Raw genomic sequence first — 21,350 nt, 5'->3', positions numbered from 1 at the left:
CGCGGGAAAGGAAGAACACTATTGATTCATGTATATATGGACGATTTTCGCCGATGTCCGCAGGGATTTACATTAGCGCGCACCGTCGAGGAGTGTCTGGAGCTGCTTCGCTTGACGGAGGTAGACATCTTATCGCTGGATTACGATATGGGGCCGGATGAACCTAACGGTACGGAATTAGCGGCTGCTATGGTGCGGGAAGGGCTTTTTCCCCGTGAAATTTATCTTCATACCTCCAGCATGTCCGGAAAAAAGAGCATGTACGAAATCCTCTATCAAGGCTTGCCGGAGCATGTGAAGCTGCATAATGGGCCAATTCCGTTCGAACGGTTGGAGGAAATCGCCCGAAATTGCAAGGTGCCGCCGCAATCGAAATGGATATGCACGGCGAATCACGGCTTTGCTCCGTATGCCCAGGAGGAGCTGCGCCGCATATTTGGCAGCGTAAAGAGCACGATGCTGGTTCCCGGCGAAGTTTTTGCCGCTTCGCTGCAGGCGATGCCGGAGGATGTGCAGCAGAGGCTACGTCAGGATCCGCCGATTTTTTTGCGGCATGTATTTCTGGTTGATTGGGAATGGTGTCCGGGGGAATCGGAAGAGGTGAATCCAGAGCAATGGCTGGAACCGCTGCGCAAGTATTTGATGGCGGATTTCCGGCTTCCGGGTGCGAAAATTGCCGTGCAAGCACGCAAATCGGACGGCGGGCTATGGCCGGGAACCGCGCCGGAGCTGAAGGACCGTCTGCAGGAATTACTGCAAGACGTGTCTGTTGGGGAATTCGTGGTGCGGGATGCCGATTGGATCATCTCGGTGTTTGCGGGGCAGGATCGGATTTTTGCCGGTGTCGCGCATCCGCAGGATAACCTCTCCGACTGGAACGGCGGTGCGATCCGCTTCCGGAAGGAGGAGGGACAGATCTCGCGGGCGAAGTTCAAGTTGCTGGAAGCTGAAGCTACGTTTGGAATCCCGTTTGAATCGTTCCACGAAGCGCTGGATATCGGCGCGGCACCCGGGGGCTGGACTTCGTTCCTGCTGGAACGTGGTTTGAACGTCACGGCGGTGGATACGGCGAAGCTGCATCCGTCATTGTTATCTTCGCCTAAGCTGACATTTTTGCAGCGCAATGCGAACCGGGTGAAATTTAAGGAAAATCAATTTGATCTGTTGGTTTGCGACATGAGCTGGAGTCCGAAATTGACGGCCAAGCTCGTGACCGAGCTGCTATACGCGTTAGTTCCGGGGGGAACTGCCATCGTGACGGTGAAGCTGCTGACGAAGAAACCGATGGCATTGATTCAGGAGGTTATCACTCAGTTTGAGGAGGCCCGGCTGCAAGTGCAAAGAGCAAAGCAGTTGTTTCATAACCGGGATGAAATCACGCTGTATATGATTAAATATTAATGGAATAAATTAATGGTTTTAAAAAAAGCTTTACATTTGTCGCCAGCCGTTCTATACTAATTCCAAAATTATACATTGAACGCGATTAGGGAAAGCATCCCCAGTCATTTTTTATCGGCCGCATGGCCGGGAAATGACGGAGAGGAGGCTTTCCTTTTTTTGCGTTCAGGAAAGGAGGAGTTATGGCGAGGTTCGTTTCCAAACTCGTTCCTGGCGACTTACTGGCCGGACGTTACCGGATCGAACAACTGATTGGTCAGGGGGGCATGAGCCGGGTGTATCTCGCAGAGGACATCAAGCTACCGGGAAAGACTTGGGCGGTCAAAGAATGCTTGAACGTACCAGGAGCACCGGTGTCCGTCGCTAAGGAGGTCAAGCTGCTGATAACGCTAAATCATCATCGGCTGCCGCGCATTGTTGACTTTATCGACCCCGACCGGGACGGACATTCCTATATCGTGATGGACTATATCCAGGGCGTACCTTTAGATCAATTTATTCGCGCAAGAGAAGGGCGGCTGCCGCTGGAGTTGATTATCCGATTTGGTCTGCAGATCGCGGAAGGGCTGCGTTATCTACATCGGCATGAGCCTCCAGTGATCCACCGCGACGTCAAGCCGGCCAATCTGCTGGTTGACGACAAAGGCGAGCTGCGGTTTGTAGATTTTGGCATCGCTAGAACCTATTCGGCTAGGAAAACGGAAGATACGGTGCAGCTTGGAACGGTTGGCTTCGCGGCGCCGGAGCAATATGGTGATCGCCAAAGCGACGCGCGTACCGATCTGTATTCTTTGGGGGCAGTTCTACTTTATATGGGAACGGGGGGCAGACATACGGTGTGGACATCCGATGCGGCGGCGGCATTACGGGAACATGGCCGCGAACGGCTGCGTCCTATCGTGTCCAAACTGTTGCAGGTTCGCCCGGAGGACCGGTTTGCCTCGGCTGAGGCGGTAAGTGAGGCCTTGGCCTTATTGTTGCGGGGGTTATCAGATGCGACTTCGGCGAATTCAGGTTCGAATGCCCGAATGGCTGAAGTCGTAGCGTACAACGGTCGCCCGGCATTGGTCAGTGTCATCGCTGCCTCAGCCGGGGCCGGTGCAACCCATACCGCCATTGCACTCGCCCACACGCTGGCGCGCAGCATGAAGAGGGTTGCGGTCGTGGAGATGGATCCTAAATCATCAGCCTTTGTTCGGTTAGCTCAACTTCTGGAAGGGGATGAATACGCAGTTGATCTGAACAAGCGAGGGCGGTTTCACATTGGTCAAGTGGTTTATGCCAAGCTGACCTCCCGTGCCGACTATCTCTCCATGCTGTCGGAAGGTTTCGGATGCATCATCTGTGACCTGGGGACGGCCCGCAGCAAGGAGCTACTGGAGGAATTCCGCCGCGCAGACTTGTCCATCGTCGTTGGTGCTGGCGCGGAATGGAGGTACGGGGAGCTCGAACGCTTCGTCGAAGCCTTCAACGTCAAAGGTCAGATCCCTGTATCTTGGAGGATCTGTGTGCCGTTCGCTTCGGCCGCCAGCTTGCGGCGGATTCGCAGGGAACTTCACTTTAAGAGCGTGTATGCCCTTCCTGCGGATCCTAATCCGTTTGATCCCGGGCCGTCGATTTCGGCTGCTCTGCAGGAGGTTTGCGAGCATCTGCTCATGAAGAGCAAACGGCCAGGACTCAGACTGCGAATGAAAGCTAAACCATAGAAAGGGAGTGCTTTAGACTAATGCCCAGATTAAGGCAAAAAACGAAGCAAATGCTGTTATCCGGATTGGTTGGTGTTGTTGCGGCAGGCGCGCTGTTTACGGGGTATACCTTCGTGCGGGAAAGACATGTTCATGCTGAGAGGAAAGCCCTTATTCAGGATTATGAAGCCCAGTTGGCCAGCTTACGTGATCAGGCACAGCAGCGGACAGTTCAGGGATGGGTACCTACACGGGATATTCCTGCCGGCAACCGCATTGCGGCAAGCGACTTAAAACGGGTGGAGCTTCCTGCAAATAGCGTGCCAGCGGACCTCTTTAAATCGCAGGAAGCCATTGCAGGGAAGTACGCCAAGATAGCGCTGCGTTCGATGACACCACTGACGGAGGCACTCGTCTATGAAGAGGCCCCGGTCCCGGACGATTTACGCTGGCGGGAAATGGCGTTTGTTCAGCTTCCGCAAGTTTTGAAGGTGAACGATGTCATTGATATTCGCATTCAATTCCCGACGGGCCACGATTATATTTTGCTGTCCAAGAAGAAAGTAGCGGACCTCAGTTCCGATACGATCACGGTGACGCTGGATGAAGCGGAAATTCTCTCGTTATCCAGCGCGATTGTAGACGCTTATTTACATAAGGCCTCGATATACGCACTCGCTTATGTCGAGCCAAATTTGCAGAGCAAGCCGGTCCCGACATATCCAGTGAACGAAGGCGTTATGGAGCTGATTCGCAAAGATCCGAATATCGTGCAGAAAGCGGAACAGACGCTGAATCTCAGCAATATGGCCCGAAGCGGCTTGGAACGGGATCTATCCGTCATGTCACCACAGCGTGCCAGCGAATTTGCACATAGTCAGACAACCGTTTCGCGTTCGCAAACAGAGGTTCGGGGCGCTGATCAACCCGCTGGCAACATCGTTTCGGATGGAACATCTGGGGACAGTGACCGGTTTGAGCTCGATCCAGCGAAATGAGAGGAGGAAATGAATTGGCATGAAAAGATGGTTGTTCGTAGGGAAGAGCGATAAACGTGACCTGTTACTTTATTTAAGCAGCGTTTTGGCTGCGTCCGGCTCTAAAGTATTGCTAACGGACGGCACGGAGAACAGTAAGTACCGATATTCGATCGGGGATGGAGATTCATATCTTCCGTTAACGGAGTTTTACGGCTTTGATGTCGCTACTGGAACGTCGGGCTTTATGAGCACGATCTCCATGAAGACGAGCAGCGAAGACTCATCTGCAGCATACGATTACGAATTGCTGGACATCGACACGCTAAATGGCCTCACTCCTGAACGGTTGATGTCCGCAAATGAAATTGTATGGGTCACCACTTTCGACCGTTACGAGGTCGAGGTAAGTGCGCAGTGGTTCCGCAGCTTGTTTCAACTTTGGCCGGAGCTGCGGGGGCTGACCGTTCGACCGGTCTTTATCCGCACGGTCGACAGCGGGGTGAACAGCCATTATATTCTGGGCCTGTTAGAAGACCTCCCGCTGGAATGGCGCTCCGAAGCACTCTGTATCCCGTGGGACGAGTCAAATTGGGCTGCTCACTTGGAAAACGAACATTTGCAGCAGTTGCGCCTCCGGAGCTTCTCCCGTTCCTACAAAAGGGCACTTCGCCAACTGCTTCGTGAGCTGGCAGGCTGGGATCACACCGTCGCTAAACGTGCTGTGCGCAAAGCGGAAAGGAGACAAGCATGAGCCGCTTTGTGTTTTGGGATGGCGGTCTTGGCGGCGCCGCCGAAGCTGCTGTGTCTACCGCCGTTACGTTAGGGCTGCGAATTCCGCAGCGACTGCTCCTGCTGAATGAAGGGCCAACTGGACGCGGCTTGGAGGAAGGGATCGGACAAACCGTACGTTTGCACAGCGATACCTTCGGAGAGGGGGCTGTCCCAGAGCATGGTCTTGATGCGCTGCTGCGTTTGCAGTCAAGCGGACGATTAACGGCGAGCAACTTGAGCGATTATACCGTTCCGCTGCTGCGCGGACGCCTTGATCTAGTGTGCGGGACGCGGTTAGCGGACTCGGCTAGGAAGGAACTAGATAACGAGGGCATCGCTGAAATATTGGCGATTGCCGAACAATCGTACGGATGCCTGATCCTTCAGGCACAAAACCGGCGATTAAGCGAGGTGCTGCAGGAGCAGCGCGAAGGAGATGTTCTAGTCGCTGTGTTGCCGCATCGACTGGGAATCATGGATGAATGGTTTGCGGATGTTGCTTCTTATCTTGGCGAACCGAACAGAAAATTGCTTTTCGTCATTTCGCCCTTTGATCCCCGGTCCCGCTGGGGACTAAACAATCTGAAGCGGCGCTATTCCGGCGTGCAAAGGCTGATCGGGATTCCGTATCATACCGGGTTCTCGGATGCCTGGAATGCCCGGAACATCTTAGCGTATTTTCGCCAAACTCCGATCTGGTCGAAACGGAGGGGAGAGCGTGAGCTTCTACTGAAAGGATACTACGAGCTCGGAGACATGCTGATGGAAATGGCGGCAGGAACTACTAGTGCATCCATTTCACCGAAGGAAAGGGGGGCGTAAAGTGAATGGGCTGATGAACGGGTTAATCATCACGCTTCTTGTCCTGGCGGTACTGATCTTTTTGTGGCGCAAGGCCAACATGACGGGACCTGGGAGAGTGGAGCGTCCAACTGGGCAGGATCGCTTCGAATGGTCAGCTATTGTAACCTACATCAAAGAACGGTTGCATGAACTTAGCCGTACGAGCGGATTGGATTGGGGATTAAGCGAGGAAGCATGGAACCGTAAAGCGAAAGCGCGTGCGGAGCTTCGTCAAGCGCTTCGTGGCTGCGCGTATGGGGATCCGAAGGACAAGCAATATATTAAGTCGTTTATCCGCGACATGTTGGCAGGAGATTACGGAATCAACGAACACAATATCGACCGGATCTTGCCTTTTCATCGCCAGGAGCTGTTAACAGCCCAAGACCGCTTCGATATCTTGTTGTACCTTTACAAGCAGCAGTATGGTGCCGACGGTCTAGCGCAAATGATCGAAGACTATGCGCTGGATGAAGCGAAACCGCCAAAAACGTCTGAGGGTTCCCCCGTATACGAAATTACCGGTGAGGACATTGACCGTATCTTTTTCTTAGAGTATCGCCCCCTGACGTTTCAGGAGAAGCTGGATCTCGTCGTCCAGCGGGTTTACCAAATGTATAAGGGCTTCTCGGTGGTGGACGAGCTGCGGGAGATGCGGATCGACGGACTGAGCGGCGGTGTAAGCGGGATTCCAAGCGGATATGGGGCGGTTGAGCCTTCCTCTGGCATTGGCCATAGGTACGAGGGGAACGACAGGTTTTTGTTTGCTGTGGATGAGGATGGGGAGCAACTGACCCGTTCTTGGGAGAGCGTCTGGATTTTCTATCGAGGTAAGAGTATCCGCCTGTCATTTCTCTCCTTTGGCAGCGAAGCGGAGTTAAAACGCGTTTGTCAGAACATCTATAAATTTAATCTGCCAGGCCAACTATCAGAGGTTAACGGATATAAGGTGAACGAGATGCAGGACGGTTCGCGGATTGTGGTCGTCCGGCCGCCATTTGCAGAGACGTGGGCTTTTTTCGTGCGGAAATTCGATATGATTGGCACCTCGTTGGAGCACTTGATCCAGGGGGAGAACGCCGAGCTGCCGATCGGGCTGCTGAAATATTTCATGAAGGGCAGCCGGATTACTTCCATTACGGGTTCGCAGGGATCAGGCAAAACAACGCTGTTGATGGCGATGGTCAAGTATATCTATGCCGCATATACGTTGCGTGTGCAGGAAATGTCCTTTGAGCTGCATTTGCGCCGCTTGTACAGCGGACGCAACATTTTAAGCTTTCGGGAGACCGATTACGTGAGCGGGCAAGCAGCATTGGATCTGCAGAAAAAGACAGACGGTACCGTCCACATCCTAGGGGAGGTCGCCACGGACGAGGTTGCCGCCTGGATGGTGCAGATGGCGCAGGTAGCCAGCTTGTTCACTATTTTTACGCACCATGCCAAGACGTTTCGCGATCTAATCGAGTCGCTGCGCAATTCGCTGCTGAAAACCGGTGTGTTTCGCGACGAACGAGTCGCTGAGCTGCAGGTTGCTACCGTTATTGACTTTGACGTGCACCTGCGCCGCGATATGACGGGACGGCGATATATCGAGCGGATCACTGAATGCTGCCGCCGGGAGCCAGAGAACAGGGCGGGGCAGGAAGGGCAGGGTTTCCAACCAGCGGCGGGAGGTCAATTGACTTCAGTTCATCATGCCAATTATGAGGAACGGGTGATCATGGAATACCGAAATGGCCGTTATGTTGCTGTGCAACCGATATCTCGCCAGACCCGAGAGGCTATGGCCCGGGAGATGCTGCCGGAAGACGCCGCGGAATTTGAACGGTTTGTTGGCTCGTATTGGGGGGAGAAGGTTGGAGCTTAAGTCGATCCTGCTGATCGTGTTGGGAGCATCAGTCCTTGGCGGCATCGGATTGTATGCTGTCGGTCAATGGCTCGGAAGAAAGGGAAATCCGTTATGGGTAGATGCTGGGAGTACGGTTGGTGCCTCTCCTAAGCAAACGCTGGGCGGGATTCGGCAATGGTTTACAGCGTTCCTGCTTAAGTCGTATGCCGCTTGGATGAAGGTGCCTCCGTTAAGGTATTATGCTGGAAAAATCCGTATGCGGCTCGCGCTTAGTTATCCCCAGGACGAGCTGAAGCTAAGGCGACAAACGATGAAGCTCGCTTATGGGATCACAGGGTCATTCGCTGGATCGATCGCCATCTTAACTGCGATGCATCCCGACGTGTTGTTTGTTCTGTCGCTGCTGATCACCGCTGTCGTCCTGCAAGACCTGCTGATCGATGGTTACGTCAATCGATTAGAAGTCAAGCTGCTGGAGCAGCTGCTTGATTTCTTCGCTGCCGTTCGGCATGCGTTTCACCGGCATGGCATGGTACCTGATGCGATTGAGGAAGCCGGCGAAGCGACGGGCCGTGAAATCGGGGTTCATGCCCATTGGATTAGCGAGGCGCTGGTTGATGCTGACCCGGACACCGCTTTGGAAAAATATTATGAGAAGGCTCCCAGCCGGTATTTGAAGGCCTTTGCCGGCATTTCCCGGCTGGTATCGGAGTACGGCGACCGGAAACGCGCGGAAGGTTCCATGTACCTGCGCGGCATCAGCCGCCTGACCGGAGAAGTTCAATTGGAGCTCATCCGCAGAAGACGGTTGGATTATTTGCTGAAAGGACTGCATGTCATCGCTTTAGTGCCGGTCTTTTTTACGAAGCCGGTTGAGATGTGGGCCAGGGGACATTTCCCGTTAATGGATGCGTTCTATTTAAGCAAAGCAGGGATGTTAATCAAAGCGGTCCTATTTCTGACCATTCTGCTCAGTTATGTTCTGCTGCAGAAGCTGAAGAATGAAGAAGAAACAGCTTATCGAGCCAAGCCTACAAACCTATCATGGGAAGCCAGGGTCTATGCGCACCGAATCCTTGGCCGTTTTTGCCGCCAGTTCGTTCCGTCGCCCGAATCCGTAGCCTATCATCGAATTTCTCAGCTGCTAAAGGAGACGAATCATCGGCTTCGGATCGAAGCGTTTCAGGTCAGACGAATCAGCATTTTGGGATTAAGCTTCGTCCTTGCACTCGGGGGATTCCTTGTGCTTCATCAGCTTACGAAGCAGCGGATTTTGACGGAGCCTCCAGCCGTATCCACCTTTTTTGGCGCTTTGCCGAAGGACACCGTTGATGCCGGACGACAGGAGGCTGCACGAGATGCTGCGGTCATGCGTCAATTGGGCATGTCAGCAAAGGCTAGCTACGATGAAGTCTTCCGCTCCGTCTCCAAAATGCTGGAGGATGCAGAAGAGGGGAAGGCCCATGAAGAGTTATCAGAAGCTACCCACAGAATCCTAGACAAATTGCAGCGCTGGAATCAGGAATATCTCAAATGGTGGGAGTTTGGTTTGGCCTTACTAGCCGGATTGGCCGGATACTACCTGCCGCTATGGATGCTTTACTTCCAGCGTTGGATGCGATTGATAGACATGCGGCATGAGGTGTATCAGTTTTTGGCGATGATTGCGATCCTGCGGGAACTGGAGCGGATCTCCGTGGAAGAAATCCTAGAATGGCTGGCCTCTTACGCGGTGATCTTTCGGGAGCCATTGCATAAATGCCTCTTGAACTACAGCTTTAGCCCTGAGGAAGCGCTGCTGGAGCTGAAGCGGGAGGTCGTTCTGGAAGAATTCCAACGGCTGGCGGACAAGCTGCTGCTGGCGTCGGAGAAGCTGTTGGTTGCCGATGCCTTTGACGATCTTGACAGCGATCTGTCCTATCAATTTGAGCGGAGACGGTTGGATTACGAGAAATCGCTGGATATCAAAGCGAATTGGGGGCGTATGATTGGCTTTACTCCCATGTATGCTCTGGTCTTCGCTTATTTGGTGATTCCTCTAATTTGGATGAGCTTTGAACAAATGAACTTATATTTTGAACAGCTTCAAAAATTATAAAAAAATTTAAGGAGGCATTTATCCATGAACAACGCTTCATCCGCACTAAAGGTTGCAGCCGGGATCTTTTTGACAATAGCTTTGATTACGATTGTAGTTATCTTGTTTGTTTCTGCTCAGGAAGCGACCAAAACGGCGCAAAACAGCTTCTCCGATATCCAGACGGAGCTGTCCCAAGCCTCGTTTACCGTCTATGACGATACGACCGTCAGCGGTTCGCAGGTTACCAATGCATTACGGAAATTCAAGGATCGCGATCAATTTGGCATCTTGGTGAAAACCGGGAAGAACAGAGGCGGGGAATGGTATGGAGATATCCTGAACGTTAATGAATCTGAGTCTTCGGAATATTACGGTGCGGTGATCAATCATAGCAATGCGCCGATTAGTAATGCCTGGGACGAGCGGCTAAATGAATATGTCAATCCGAGCGGCAAGTTCAAGGCGAAGGTGGTCAAGGACAGCTCGAATGTGGTTCGAGGATTGATATTTACACAGACAACGCTACTTCCGTAATGGGAAAGGCTGGAGGCATCATTTAAGGTGATCAATCATGTAAAAAGTCTGGTATGGCTGCTTTTCTCCGTCAGCTCTTTTTTGGCCGTTGCCATCTATATGCTGGACATCGGAGCGAATCAGAACGCGTCCTATGACGCGCTCGCGGTGCAGCTACACGGCGTTGGACGCAGCGTCTACGCGCTTGAAGGAAGTGTGCTCACAAGCGAAACAGGGGAGAGATCCCGCGATGATGATCCTCTGGGGGACACAAGCGGCGGATTAAGCGGGAATGATCTCCTTCATCGGATTCCGGATTGGATTGAGCTCGGCGTAGAGATCGAGGTGAATGGGGAAGTTTTGAATACCGTCCCATTTGGTCTATTGGAGGATGTGTTGGAGCAAAGCCGTAAACGCGCTCTGGAAGTATTGGATTTACGGGCGAATTACAGCATTGAACATAGGTTTGATTCATCAGGGAAAGAAGTTCGGGTGATTATTCAAAGAAAGTAGGTTGCAGTGAATGGTAAACGCCTTGTCGAAAATAACGGCTGCGCTGCTTGCCGTGCTGCTCCTGTTTCTGTTTCCAGCGTTGCAGGCTGCGCAGCGCCAGGAGGATCTCCGATATTTGGCGGCGTACCATACGTTGGTACAGTTTGCGGATGCCGTGCGGAACAAAGGGTTCGTCACGCCGGACATGTACGAGGATTTTGTCCATGAACTGGAGTTATCCGGAGGATGGTATGAGGTTGAGCTGGAGCATCGTCATAAGATCTATCACCCGGAATACGGCGATCCGGCTGACCCGGGAACTTTCTTAGGTGATTTCAGCGTCGTATACAATGCTTACTATACCTCAGATATTTTAAAGGTCCTGTTTCCATCCGGAACAGGGCAAGAAGGTGTCCCGTACAAGCTAGAGGAAGGGGACTTCTTCACCGTTACAGCCTACGACCGCTCCCGGAGCCCGCTGGATATTCTTTCGGAGTTTCTATATAACAGTGCAGGGAAGAAGGGACCGTCTTTACTCACCTACGGAGGTATGGTGCTCAATGAAGATTACTGACTGGGCCGTGATCTTTGTCATCATTATTGCTCCAGTTGTTTGGCTGGGCGGGCTGCGAGCGGAAAATTTACGGGAGGTTAACCGGCTTGAGACCCGATATACGGCCGCCTTGCGCACGGCGGTTCAGGATGCAGCGGCTTTGTTAAACCGGAACGAGCTGCAGCAATTCGAGAGCGGGTACGGATCCTCGAAATGGATGCGGGCGGATAAAGAGCAAGCCCTTGCCGCACTGCTTCGGAGCTTGTCCTTGAATTTCGGCGTAGCTGACGATCCGGCGGGACAGCAGTCGCTTCTAGCTTATATCCCGGCGATCGTTGTCATGGACTATGACGGCTATTTTCTGTATGCAGCGGACATGGATCTGAGCAGTGATACGTGGACTTACCGGTGGCAGGACAAAAAGCCCTATACATATTTAGACGCAAGCGGGAACAGTATCGCGTTTACGTTGGATAGGAACGTGACGGCTTACGATGCAGCGGCGAACCACTGGGTCAGCGGGCTGCAAACCGAGATTAAGTCCGAGATCTCCATTCCGCTGCTGCAGAATGAGGAAACCTTTGATGCCGTTCGGCGTGCAACGATCGTCCGCCGGATTGAAGAGGATCTGGCCCGGGCGATTCGCGCTCATAATCGGATTGCGGCAAAGCTGGGAGTGGATTATACGTTTACGCTGCCGGTGATCCCGCAGGAGGAGTGGAATAATACGTTAGATGATGTCGGAATCCTGGTGTTTCTGCAAGGCATTCCGGTAGGTGATCGCTACTATAACAACTATGCATTCGGCGGGGGAAGATTAGACCTGGCACCGGCGATCGTTGGAGCAGTTGATCCGACCACGGGGTTAAAATATTACTATCGAATGACCTGTGCTCGTGCCTCGGAGTTAGGTTATCGCGAAGAGGAGATCTTCCCGAATGAACGTGCTGCGGCCGAAAACGGGTATTTTTCGCTGGATTGTAGAGCATTCGAACCTGAAGAGTGAGGGGAACTCCTTTGAATTCTTGCCCTATCTGTACTATGCTTGAAACAAACCATCGAAGCGGTTGTTTCACCGGATTCGATAAGAAGACAAGCATTGGCGAGGGGAGTGCGGAAATTGGAGAGAACGCATACTGAGCAACAACTGCAGCATGAACGCCAGCAACCGGATCGATATTCCCGGCAGCGATTGTTTGCACCGATAGGTCATGCGGGCCAAGACCAGCTTGAACAAGCGAAGGTGTTAGTCGTTGGAGCTGGGGCGCTTGGCACAGGGATCGCTGAAACGCTCGTTCGCGCAGGTGTCGGACATCTGGTGATCGCCGACCGGGATTACGTGGAATGGAGCAATCTGCAGCGACAGCAGCTATTTTCTGAAGCGGATGCGGCCGGACGAGTACCGAAAGCGATCGCGGCCAAGCAACGGTTAAATGCAATCAATAGTCAGGTGCGCATCGATGCCCATGTGATGGATGTTGATCCGGAGGAATTAGAAGACCTCATTCATGGCGTTGACCTCATCATGGATGCTACGGATAATTTCGATACGAGATTGATGATTAACGACATCTCGCAAAAATATCGCATTCCCTGGATCTACGGCGGATGCGTAGGCAGTTACGGAATAACTTACACGATTTTGCCCGGCGAAACGCCTTGCTTGAACTGCTTACTAGGGACTGTACCGCTCGGCGGAGATACTTGCGACACCGTAGGGGTGATCCCGCCGGCCGTACAAATGGTCGTAGCCCATCAAGCAACGGAAGCATTAAAGCTGCTCACCGGAAATACGGAGGCGTTACGGGGCACATTGCTGACCTTTGACCTGTGGCGAAACGAGCAAACCTCAATTAAAGTGGGCACAGCCAAACGGGACGATTGCCTTTCTTGCGGAAGCGAAGCCACCTACCCGTATCTGTCTGCGGCCGGCAACCGAAAGACGGAGGTGCTTTGTGGCAGGGACACGGTGCAGATTCGTCCGGCAACAAAACGGAAGCTTGAACTGCAGGAGATGGCAATGAGGCTGGAACGATTGCAAGAGGGGAAGGTGGAGGTAAATCCGTTCTTGCTCTCTTTTACAATCGATGAAAAGCGGTTGGTCTTGTTTGCGGACGGGAGAGCGTTAATTCACGGTACGCAAGATCCTTCAGAAGCCAAAACCATCTATGATCGCTATATAGGTTAAGGATCAACATGATCCTTTCCGGGTGACCGAATGATTTCCCGGTGGAATGACCATCTTATTAATGGATTGGCAGATGCAGGTAAGGTGGTCGCGCGATGAAAGGTTACATTATGCTTGTTTTAGAGGATCAGGCTCAAGGGGAGCGAATCAAGGCTGGATTAGAGGAAGCCGGCTATCAGGTCGATTGGAAGCAAAGCGGCTCCGGCGTGCTTCGTATAATAGAAGAAGAGCTTCCGGATTTGCTGCTGCTGGGTATGGATTTGCCGGATGATGCTTCCCAGGTCCTTCTGGAGGAAATTGGGCGGTTCGCTCCGTTTCCGCTGATCCTTCTGCTTAAGGAGTGGAACACCGATGACGTTGTCGCCGGCTTTGCCGGGGGAGCCAACGATGTCGTTCCGATCACGATCCCCATGGCTGAGTTGTATGCTCGGGTTGGTCATTTGATTTCACTGTTCAAACGGCTGGGGGATGGCTCCCTAACCGAGTTGACCTTTGAGGATTTACGAGTCGAGCTGCGCAGCCGCAAGGCTTGGAGAAACGGGGAGTCCATTCGATTGACGCCGAAGGAATTCGATCTGCTGCTCTTTTTGATGAAGCGGGCTGGGAAGGTGTGCGGACGGGACTTGATCCTGCAGCAGGTTTGGGGGTATGATTTTTCAACCGGAACCAACGTGGTGGATGTCTATATTCGGCATTTACGCAAAAAAATCGATAAAGGCCATTCGAGAAAGCTGCTCCATACGATTCGCGGCACCGGATATATGTTTGGTTAAACGTAAGCCAGCCGTTTATCCCATGGCAAAGGAAAAAGTCGTTGCGATCAACTGATCTATGCAACGACTTCTTATATCAAGAGAGGGGCTTGTCCGACTAAAGGACGCGACGAGCCTTCAGATATGTTTTTTTCCAGTTACCAGAGTTCAAATTCGAAATCGTTACCCCTGGCTTCCCATAAGTATGAATAATTTTCCCGTTGCCCATATAGATCGCTACATGAGTTACGTTCTTCCCGTTTGCCCGGCTGCCGCTGGAGAAGAAGACCAGATCGCCCGCTTTCAGATTGGATTTCGATACTGCTGAGCCAACTTTAGCTTGAGCAGCGGAAGTACGCGGCAGAGTAACGCCATATTTCTTCATAACATACTTCGTAAAGGAAGAGCAGTCGAATACCTTAGTCGTCGAAGTCGATGCTCCGAATTTATAAGGAGTGCCTATAAACTTCTTCGCGTAGTTTACAACCTGCGTGCCTTTGGATACAGCAGTGCTTGTTGCCGATTGGGCTTGTACTGGTTCAGCCCCGCCTGCAAGCAGCGTACCGAAACCAAGGGCGGACACCAGTCCGACCGTCAATACTTTTTGGAATAGATTGCGTTTCATCATGTTGTAATACCTCCAAGTTCTGATTTGACCGGTTCGTTAGTTGGAGTATAACAGATTTGTAATCTCCTATATTTTGGTATAATTCCCTAAAAACCTTGGGCCGCAACGGTTTGGAGGCGATTATTAAAATAACATTAAAGTTTACATTTTTTTAAGATATAGCGTTTTTTCATCCTCCTTTATCAATGAAAATCCATGAAAAAAACCCTTGAAAAATCAAGGGTTCTGCTTTTCTTTCATCTTTTCATTCCGGGGTCACATAAAGGTTACAAAAATGATACATATTAAAATCAAATCAAATACCTAGTCACGGCTTTGGATAATAAGCAACCAGCCTTCGTTCACATACACCGTTCCGACGGGAGCCGCTAACTGATTGCTCACCGCCAGAGATTGACCTATGCGGAGCGTTGCATCATCTAATGGGTACATGAATCCTTTTAATGTAATGCCGGTTACGACAGGGGTCAGCGGAAGAAGAGAAACATATGTATATCCGCGATCCTCAACTTGGCAGACCGATCCGCACAATGTAATGTAATTATGTTCATCCCATATAGAGCAGGTAATGCCTTGCTCCGCTGCGCGCAGTAACATATGTATATTGGCCAACGAATGATCCAAGCGAGTTCCGATTACTCCGGTTAATACGATTTCTGCAGGGTTACGCTGAACGGCTAGGTCAAAGGCCAGCTCCGTATCCGTCAGATCTTTATCAATCGGATCGCAAATGACCAGCTCTTTGCTGTGTCTGCGAATCCGATCCAGTTCTTCCTCGTTCACGGAATCGAAATCGCCCACCGCCAGATGAGGGGTTATCCCGTGCTCTACCAGAAATAAGGCCCCGCGGTCAGCGCCGATCAAAAAATCATCCGAACGCACCTCACGAAGCATTCCCGGATCTAAACCTCCGCCTGCAAAAATGAGCACCCGGTTCACAGTCATTTCGATTTTCTTCCTTTCCCGAACAATATCTTCTGCTTTCGTTAGTATAATTCAGATTTTAGGGTTGCACAATTTCCACTTGTGGGCCTACAATGGGGATTGATAAATAAAAAGCTGACAATGAAAGGCAGAGAAGGACGGAAGAGATGCACATCTTTGAGATTTTTAGCATCATCGGGACAGTCGCGTTTGCGATGTCCGGCGCGTTCGTAGCGATGGAAGAGGAGTACGATATCCTCGGTGTGCTGGTGTTGGGCCTAGTTACGGCGTTTGGCGGCGGGATCGTCCGCAATGTCTTGATCGGTGTCCCAGTAACGACGTTATGGGGACAAGGGGATTTGATTATGTTGGCCGTAATGTCCGTGTTGGTCGCCTTCGTGCTGCCGATGCCATGGGTTCGTCGTTGGAAACGGACAGAGGTTCTGTTCGACGCGATTGGTTTGTCGGCTTTTGCAATTCAAGGGGCGTTGTATGCCACGGACATGAAGCATCCGATGAGTGCGGTGCTTGTGGCGGCGGTGCTGACTGGCATCGGGGGCGGAATTATTCGCGATTTGCTGGCCGGGCGTAAACCGCTGGTACTGCGCGACGAGATCTATGCGGTTTGGGCGATGCTGGCTGGACTGGCAGTAGGTATGGGGTGGTTCGTTTCAACATGGGAATTGATTTTGTTGTTTGCGGCAGTTGTCTTTTTCCGGATGTTATCCGTCCATTATAAATGGAAACTGCCCAGACGGTCACTGACAACAGGGGATATCTATATTGGAACGGAAGCGAAGCCGAAGACGAAATCCAGTTCAGAGCGGGCTATCGTGCAGGATCAGACTCCTTAACGCGCGTAGGAGACTATGGTGGAAAGACATCAAGAGAGGCTGTCCGAAGTAGATGAAGGTTCTACCTTGGACAGCCTCCCATTTTACTGGATATGAAAGCGTTATTTTAAGAAGTGGACTAGCGCATCGGGGAGCTCTTGCTGCCAAAATCCCCACAAATGTTTCCCGTCCTTCTCCAAATAGGTGACTCTGGCTCCGCGCTCTTCGAGCAAGGCTTTGGCTTTGCGATTTAACTCAACAAAATTATAGGTGCCTGTATCCGTTGTATAATGATCTTCCTGTAATCCCACGATCATAAAGAGCGACAAATAGGAGAGATCGGTCTCCTGAGCGAGGAGGTTAAGGGACGGTTCATAGTAGGCGCCGGACAAGCTAATGATTTTGGAAAACAGTTTTGGATTTTTCATAGCCAGGTGGAGGGAGACCGTTGCTCCTAAAGAGTCACCAGCCAGCACCCTTTCCTCGGGTTCACGGCGAACCGGATAATTGCGCTCGATGAAGGGAATAATTTCTTCCGTGAAACAGCGGGTATAGGCCTCAAACCGGTTTCCGAATGGGGCATATTCCTCTGTGCGCACGGCGGTATTCACCTCAACGCCAACGATGATAAACGGTTCAATCCCTTCATCTAAAATCAGGCGATTGGCATGTGTCGCAATCCGTCCGAAATTGAAGAACTCCTCGCCGTCCTGACAGTAAACGACAGGATAACTGAGGATTTCGTTATACCCAGGAGGCAGATACACACGCAGATAACGTTTCTCACCTAAGAATTGGCTTTGGATTTCCTCTTTGACGACGGTTCGTTTTAAATATTTCGAATCTGTCATAGTTCTACACACTCCGTTGTATAGATTTTTGCTTTTGTAAGTTGAATCAAGTAACATTTACCATGAAGCAGGACAACGATAGGTTACCACAAAATGGATCTGTGTTATACTATTTTCTCTAAACTGTTACATACACAAAGATAAAAATATAACACAACAATCCTTAATTCCTTTGACTTCTAGAATGAAACAGGAGTATAATAATTCTATAACAGAGGAACAAGTTAATCAAATTTTCAGTCGAGGTGAAAAAAATGAGCAAGATTCCTTATGAAGTATACACGGAAGAAGTAGAAGCTTTGTCCGTGCTCTCGCCAGACGGTGAAATCGTTAACAAAGATAAAGTACCGGCTCTGTCCGACGATGAATTAAAAGAATTGATGTATCGAATGGTATTTACCCGTACTTGGGACGAACGTGCGATCAACTTGGGCCGCCAAGGCCGCCTCGGATTTTATGCTCCAGTTTCCGGGCAAGAAGCGACAATGGTAGGTAGTGAATTTGCGCTGGATAAACAGGACTTCATTTGCCCGGGTTACCGCGATATGCCGCAGCTCGTATGGCATGGACTTCCGCTTTATCAAGCTTTCTTGTATTCCCGCGGCCATCAACATGGCGGACAAATTCCAGAAGGCGTTAACGTACTTATGCCGCAAATCATCATCGGCGCACAAGTATTGCATGCAATGGGGATCGCCATGGGCTACAAGCTCAAAAAACAAAAACAAGTCGTTATCACTTACACCGGTGACGGCGGTTCTTCCGAAGGCGATTTCTACGAAGCATTGAACTACGCTGGCGTATTTAAACTGCCGGTTATTTTCTTCGTGCAAAACAACGGTTATGCCATCACGACACCGTTCTCCAAACAAACTGCAGCTTTGTCGATCGCGCACAAAGCAGTTGCTGCTGGGATCCGCGGCGTGAAAATCGACGGGATGGACGTATTTGCAGTTATCAGCGCCGTGCGTGAAGCTGCTGAACGTGCCCGCAACGGGGAAGGCGCTACTTTGATTGAAGCCGTAACTTATCGTTTCCGTCCACACTCCCTGTCTGACGACACTTCGAAATACCGGACGAAGGAAGAAGAAGGTCAATGGAGCGAGAAAGACCCGATCGCTCGTCTGGCTAAATATTTGGAGAAGAAGGGTCTTTGGACCGAAGAAGATACCGCTCGTGTGAAAGAAGAAGCGAAAGCGAAAGTAAACGAGCATATTAAGAAAGCAGAACAAACGGAAAAAATGACAATTCCTGGCCTGATCGACAGCATGTTTGAAGTAACGCCTAAACACCTGGAAGAGCAAAAGGCCGATTTTCAATAAACGTACGTGTAAATTAGTCTGATCGTTCTATAGAGGAGGATACAAGCAATGGCACAAATGAATATGAAAGAAGCGATTCGCGACGCCTTGCGCGTCGAACTGCAACGCGATCCAAATGTTCTGATTTTCGGCGAAGACGTAGGTAATGTCGGCGGGGTGTTCCGTGTAACAGAAGGTCTGCAAAAAGAATTCGGGGAAGAGCGCGTAATGGATACGCCGCTCGCAGAATCCGCTATTGGCGGTTTGGCGGTAGGCTTGGGGATTCAAGGCTTCCGTCCAATTGCGGAAATTCAGTTTGTTGGCTTTATTTTTGAAGCATTGGACCAAATTCTTGTACAAGCGGCCCGGATGCGTTACCGTTCCGGCGGACGTTATCATTCCCCGATCGTGTTCCGTACTCCGTTTGGCGGCGGCGTTAAAGCGGCTGAGTTGCATACCGACGCTTTGGAAGGCCTGATCGCCCAAACTCCGGGGATCAAGCTGGTCGTTCCTTCGAACCCTTATGACGCGAAAGGTCTGTTGATCTCTGCGATCCGCGATAACGATCCTGTATTCTTCATGGAACACTTGAACCTGTACCATGCGTTCCGCGAAGAAGTGCCGGAAGGTGAATATACCGTTGAACTGGGCAAAGCCAAAGTCGTTCGCGAAGGTTCCGATGTAACGATTCTTGCATACGGTCTTATGGTTCATACCGCAGTTAAAGCTGCTGAAGAATTGGAAAAAACCAAAGGCATTAAAGCTGAAGTGATCGACCTGCGCACCCTCGTACCGCTCGACATCGAAACGATTATTGCCTCTGTGAAGAAAACGAATCGCGCTATCATCGTTCAAGAAGCGCAAAAATCGGCCGGTATCGCTGCGGAAGTCATCGCGCAAATTAACGAGAAAGCGATTCTGCACCTGGAAGCTCCTGTACTGCGTATCGCTCCACCGGATACCGTTTATCCGTTCGCGCAAATCGAAGATCAATGGCTGCCGTCTCCGGCTCGCGTGATCGATGGTGTTAACAAAGTGCTGGAATTCTAAATCGAAGAACAAATAGGAGGTCTTTCCTGTGGCGAAGTTTGAATATCGGTTCCCTGAACTAGGCGAAGGCTTGCATGAAGGTGAAATCATCAAAATGCATATCAAGCCAGGGGACAAAGTAACGGATGAAGATATCATCATGGAGGTACAAAACGACAAAGCGATTGTTGAAGTACCATGTCCTGTGAACGGTGTTGTACAAGAAGTGTTTGGTAAAGACGGTGCTGTGTTCCGTGTAGGCGAAGTTGTTGCCGTCATCGAAGCTGAAGGCGATATTCCTGAACAAGAAGGTGCTCCAGCTCCAGCTGCTGAAGCAAGCGCTTCAGCTGCTCCAGCAGCAGCTCCGGCTCCGCAAGCAGCTTCTTCTTCTAAATTCGAGTACCGCTTCCCTGAGCTTGGCGAAGGTTTGCATGAAGGCGAAATTATCAAAATGCATATTAAACCGGGCGACAAGGTAACGGACGAAGACATCATTATGGAAGTCCAAAACGACAAAGCGGTCGTTGAAGTACCATGTCCAGTTAACGGTACGGTTCTTGAAGTGTTCGGCAAAGACGGTGCGATCTTCCGCGTAGGCGAAGTCGTCGCCATCATCGATGCCGAAGGCGATCTGCCTGAACAAGCCGCAGCACCTGCACAAGGTCATGACGCTCCTGCTGCTGCAGCAAGCGCACCGGCCGCAGCCGCAGCTCCTGCAGCTCCAAACCGTGAGATCCTCGCTACGCCTGGCGTACGCAAATATGCTCGCGAGCAAGGCGTTGACTTGTCGCTGGTACCAGGGACAGGGAAAGCCGGTAAAATCACGAAGGAAGACGTTGACAACTTCAAGAAAGGCGGAGCTGCCGCCGCTGCTCCAGCTCAAGCTGCTGCACCTGCACAAGCCGCTGCTCCAGCCCAAACTGCAAAAGCGCCTGCTGCCGCTGCACCAACAGCGATCGCAACAGAGGGCGAAGAAGAACGCGTTCCGTTCAAGGGTATCCGCAAAGCGATTTCCAACGCGATGGTGAAATCGGCTTACACGGCTCCGCATGTTACCATTATGGATGAAGTGGATGTTACGGAACTGGTTGCTTTCCGTACTCGCATGAAACCAATCGCCGAGAAGAAAGGCATTAAAGTCACTTATCTTCCATTCATCGTTAAAGCGCTGGTGGCCGCTTCCCGTCAATTCCCGGCTCTGAACGCTTCGATCGATGAAGCGAACAATGAGATCGTTTATAAGAAATACTACAACATCGGGATCGCAACCGACACCGATAACGGCTTGATCGTTCCGGTCATTAAAGATGCGGATCGGAAGAGCATATGGATGATCGCCGAAGCGATCAAAGACCTGGCATCCCGCGGCCGCGAAGGCAAACTGGCACCTCACGAAATGAAGGGCAGCACGATTTCGATCACGAACATCGGTTCTGCTGGCGGTATGTTCTTTACGCCGATTATCAACTACCCTGAAGTAGCGATCCTTGGTACCGGCCGCATCACCGAAAAACCGGTGGTTAAGAACGGCGAAATCGTTGCTGCACCGGTTATGGCCTTGTCGCTTAGCTTCGACCACCGTCTGATCGATGGTGCAACAGCACAGAACTTTATGAACTATATCAAACAGCTGCTCGCTAACCCAGAGCTGCTCGTTATGGAGGTGTAATCGTC

Annotated in this window: 20 protein-coding genes; 17 read left to right on the top strand and 3 right to left on the bottom strand. The window is 51.3% G+C overall.

Annotation, left to right across the window (positions count from 1 at the left end):
- Window positions 1–21: 21 nt before the first annotated feature.
- From POTG_RS17610 to POTG_RS17550, 13 genes are all read left to right on the top strand, one after another.
- Window positions 22–1,401 (top strand): cyclic-phosphate processing receiver domain-containing protein, encoded by a 1,380-nt coding sequence (locus tag POTG_RS17610; protein WP_009226203.1) that lies wholly within the window; start codon window positions 22–24, stop codon window positions 1,399–1,401.
- A 182-nt stretch (window positions 1,402–1,583) separates the two neighbouring features.
- Window positions 1,584–3,107, top strand: a complete 1,524-nt coding sequence (locus tag POTG_RS17605; protein WP_009226202.1) for a serine/threonine-protein kinase — start codon at window positions 1,584–1,586, stop codon at window positions 3,105–3,107.
- 20 nt (window positions 3,108–3,127) lie between these two features.
- Window positions 3,128–4,084 (top strand): SAF domain-containing protein, encoded by a 957-nt coding sequence (locus POTG_RS17600; RefSeq protein ID WP_009226201.1) that lies wholly within the window; start codon window positions 3,128–3,130, stop codon window positions 4,082–4,084.
- A gap of 19 nt (window positions 4,085–4,103) precedes the next feature.
- Entirely contained in the window at window positions 4,104–4,817 is a 714-nt protein-coding gene (locus POTG_RS17595; RefSeq protein WP_009226200.1) for a hypothetical protein, read from the top strand.
- On the top strand, window positions 4,814–5,659 hold the full coding sequence (locus POTG_RS17590) for a hypothetical protein (RefSeq protein ID WP_009226199.1): 846 nt from the start codon (window positions 4,814–4,816) through the stop codon (window positions 5,657–5,659). Before POTG_RS17595 ends, POTG_RS17590 begins: the two co-directional genes overlap by 4 nt.
- Before the next feature lie 13 nt (window positions 5,660–5,672).
- Window positions 5,673–7,550, top strand: coding sequence for an ATPase, T2SS/T4P/T4SS family (locus tag POTG_RS17585; RefSeq protein ID WP_036646067.1), 1,878 nt, complete (start codon window positions 5,673–5,675; stop codon window positions 7,548–7,550).
- Window positions 7,540–9,630, top strand: coding sequence for a hypothetical protein (locus POTG_RS17580; RefSeq protein ID WP_009226197.1), 2,091 nt, complete (start codon window positions 7,540–7,542; stop codon window positions 9,628–9,630). Before POTG_RS17585 ends, POTG_RS17580 begins: the two co-directional genes overlap by 11 nt.
- 24 nt (window positions 9,631–9,654) lie before the next feature.
- Window positions 9,655–10,146 (top strand): hypothetical protein, encoded by a 492-nt coding sequence (locus POTG_RS17575; protein ID WP_009226196.1) that lies wholly within the window; start codon window positions 9,655–9,657, stop codon window positions 10,144–10,146.
- 27 nt (window positions 10,147–10,173) lie between these two features.
- Window positions 10,174–10,638, top strand: coding sequence for a hypothetical protein (locus POTG_RS17570; protein ID WP_009226195.1), 465 nt, complete (start codon window positions 10,174–10,176; stop codon window positions 10,636–10,638).
- A 10-nt stretch (window positions 10,639–10,648) separates the two neighbouring features.
- Entirely contained in the window at window positions 10,649–11,191 is a 543-nt protein-coding gene (locus POTG_RS17565) for a hypothetical protein (protein WP_009226194.1), read from the top strand.
- Window positions 11,178–12,176: a hypothetical protein gene (locus POTG_RS17560; protein WP_009226193.1), complete on the top strand. Its 999-nt coding sequence runs from the start codon at window positions 11,178–11,180 to the stop codon at window positions 12,174–12,176. Before POTG_RS17565 ends, POTG_RS17560 begins: the two co-directional genes overlap by 14 nt.
- Before the next feature lie 114 nt (window positions 12,177–12,290).
- Entirely contained in the window at window positions 12,291–13,358 is a 1,068-nt protein-coding gene (locus POTG_RS17555; protein ID WP_009226192.1) for a thiazole biosynthesis adenylyltransferase ThiF, read from the top strand.
- A 95-nt stretch (window positions 13,359–13,453) separates the two neighbouring features.
- Window positions 13,454–14,131 carry a response regulator transcription factor gene (locus POTG_RS17550; RefSeq protein ID WP_009226191.1) on the top strand — a complete coding sequence of 226 codons (678 nt, stop codon included), beginning with the start codon at window positions 13,454–13,456 and terminating at the stop codon, window positions 14,129–14,131.
- 97 nt (window positions 14,132–14,228) lie between these two features.
- Here POTG_RS17550 and POTG_RS17545 read toward each other — a convergent pair whose 3' ends face one another.
- Complete coding sequence (locus tag POTG_RS17545) at window positions 14,229–14,738, bottom strand: C40 family peptidase (protein ID WP_009226190.1); 510 nt, start codon at window positions 14,736–14,738, stop codon at window positions 14,229–14,231.
- A gap of 303 nt (window positions 14,739–15,041) precedes the next feature.
- Window positions 15,042–15,683, bottom strand: a complete 642-nt coding sequence (locus POTG_RS17540) for a thiamine diphosphokinase (RefSeq protein ID WP_009226189.1) — start codon at window positions 15,681–15,683, stop codon at window positions 15,042–15,044.
- Between the two features lie 146 nt (window positions 15,684–15,829).
- Between POTG_RS17540 and POTG_RS17535 the strand changes: the two genes are divergently transcribed.
- Window positions 15,830–16,516, top strand: coding sequence for a trimeric intracellular cation channel family protein (locus POTG_RS17535; protein ID WP_009226188.1), 687 nt, complete (start codon window positions 15,830–15,832; stop codon window positions 16,514–16,516).
- A 101-nt stretch (window positions 16,517–16,617) separates the two neighbouring features.
- On the opposite strand, the gene POTG_RS17530 is transcribed toward POTG_RS17535, so the two are convergent.
- Window positions 16,618–17,346 (bottom strand): alpha/beta hydrolase, encoded by a 729-nt coding sequence (locus POTG_RS17530; RefSeq protein WP_009226187.1) that lies wholly within the window; start codon window positions 17,344–17,346, stop codon window positions 16,618–16,620.
- A gap of 254 nt (window positions 17,347–17,600) precedes the next feature.
- On the opposite strand from POTG_RS17530, the gene pdhA reads away from it, so the two are divergent.
- Genes pdhA through POTG_RS17515 form a run of 3 tightly spaced genes read left to right on the top strand, consistent with a single transcriptional unit; the run spans window position 17,601 to window position 21,345 of the window.
- Complete coding sequence (gene pdhA, locus POTG_RS17525) at window positions 17,601–18,668, top strand: pyruvate dehydrogenase (acetyl-transferring) E1 component subunit alpha (RefSeq protein WP_016312064.1); 1,068 nt, start codon at window positions 17,601–17,603, stop codon at window positions 18,666–18,668.
- A 48-nt stretch (window positions 18,669–18,716) separates the two neighbouring features.
- Window positions 18,717–19,697 (top strand): alpha-ketoacid dehydrogenase subunit beta, encoded by a 981-nt coding sequence (locus POTG_RS17520; protein ID WP_009226185.1) that lies wholly within the window; start codon window positions 18,717–18,719, stop codon window positions 19,695–19,697.
- Between the two features lie 28 nt (window positions 19,698–19,725).
- Window positions 19,726–21,345, top strand: a complete 1,620-nt coding sequence (locus tag POTG_RS17515) for a 2-oxo acid dehydrogenase subunit E2 (RefSeq protein WP_009226184.1) — start codon at window positions 19,726–19,728, stop codon at window positions 21,343–21,345.
- The last annotated feature ends 5 nt before the right edge of the window (window positions 21,346–21,350 follow it).

The organism is Paenibacillus sp. oral taxon 786 str. D14, assembly GCF_000159955.1.
GTDB lineage: Bacteria > Bacillota > Bacilli > Paenibacillales > Paenibacillaceae > Fontibacillus > Fontibacillus phoenicis.
This window is presented reverse-complemented; position numbering and strand designations above follow the sequence as displayed.

What these genes read in the sequence shown, in the direction of transcription:
- POTG_RS17605 (WP_009226202.1), top strand. Translation starts at nt 1,584, where the DNA reads ATGGCGAGGTTCGTTTCCAAACTCGTTCCTGGCGACTTACTGGCCGGA.
- POTG_RS17600 (WP_009226201.1), top strand. Translation starts at nt 3,128, where the DNA reads ATGCCCAGATTAAGGCAAAAAACGAAGCAAATGCTGTTATCCGGATTG.
- POTG_RS17595 (WP_009226200.1), top strand. Translation starts at nt 4,104, where the DNA reads ATGAAAAGATGGTTGTTCGTAGGGAAGAGCGATAAACGTGACCTGTTA.
- POTG_RS17590 (WP_009226199.1), top strand. Translation starts at nt 4,814, where the DNA reads ATGAGCCGCTTTGTGTTTTGGGATGGCGGTCTTGGCGGCGCCGCCGAA.
- POTG_RS17585 (WP_036646067.1), top strand. Translation starts at nt 5,673, where the DNA reads ATGAACGGGTTAATCATCACGCTTCTTGTCCTGGCGGTACTGATCTTT.
- POTG_RS17575 (WP_009226196.1), top strand. Translation starts at nt 9,655, where the DNA reads ATGAACAACGCTTCATCCGCACTAAAGGTTGCAGCCGGGATCTTTTTG.
- POTG_RS17565 (WP_009226194.1), top strand. Translation starts at nt 10,649, where the DNA reads ATGGTAAACGCCTTGTCGAAAATAACGGCTGCGCTGCTTGCCGTGCTG.
- POTG_RS17560 (WP_009226193.1), top strand. Translation starts at nt 11,178, where the DNA reads ATGAAGATTACTGACTGGGCCGTGATCTTTGTCATCATTATTGCTCCA.
- POTG_RS17550 (WP_009226191.1), top strand. Translation starts at nt 13,454, where the DNA reads ATGAAAGGTTACATTATGCTTGTTTTAGAGGATCAGGCTCAAGGGGAG.
- POTG_RS17545 (WP_009226190.1), bottom strand. Translation starts at nt 14,738, where the DNA reads ATGATGAAACGCAATCTATTCCAAAAAGTATTGACGGTCGGACTGGTG.
- POTG_RS17540 (WP_009226189.1), bottom strand. Translation starts at nt 15,683, where the DNA reads ATGACTGTGAACCGGGTGCTCATTTTTGCAGGCGGAGGTTTAGATCCG.
- POTG_RS17535 (WP_009226188.1), top strand. Translation starts at nt 15,830, where the DNA reads ATGCACATCTTTGAGATTTTTAGCATCATCGGGACAGTCGCGTTTGCG.
- POTG_RS17530 (WP_009226187.1), bottom strand. Translation starts at nt 17,346, where the DNA reads ATGACAGATTCGAAATATTTAAAACGAACCGTCGTCAAAGAGGAAATC.
- pdhA (WP_016312064.1), top strand. Translation starts at nt 17,601, where the DNA reads ATGAGCAAGATTCCTTATGAAGTATACACGGAAGAAGTAGAAGCTTTG.
- POTG_RS17520 (WP_009226185.1), top strand. Translation starts at nt 18,717, where the DNA reads ATGGCACAAATGAATATGAAAGAAGCGATTCGCGACGCCTTGCGCGTC.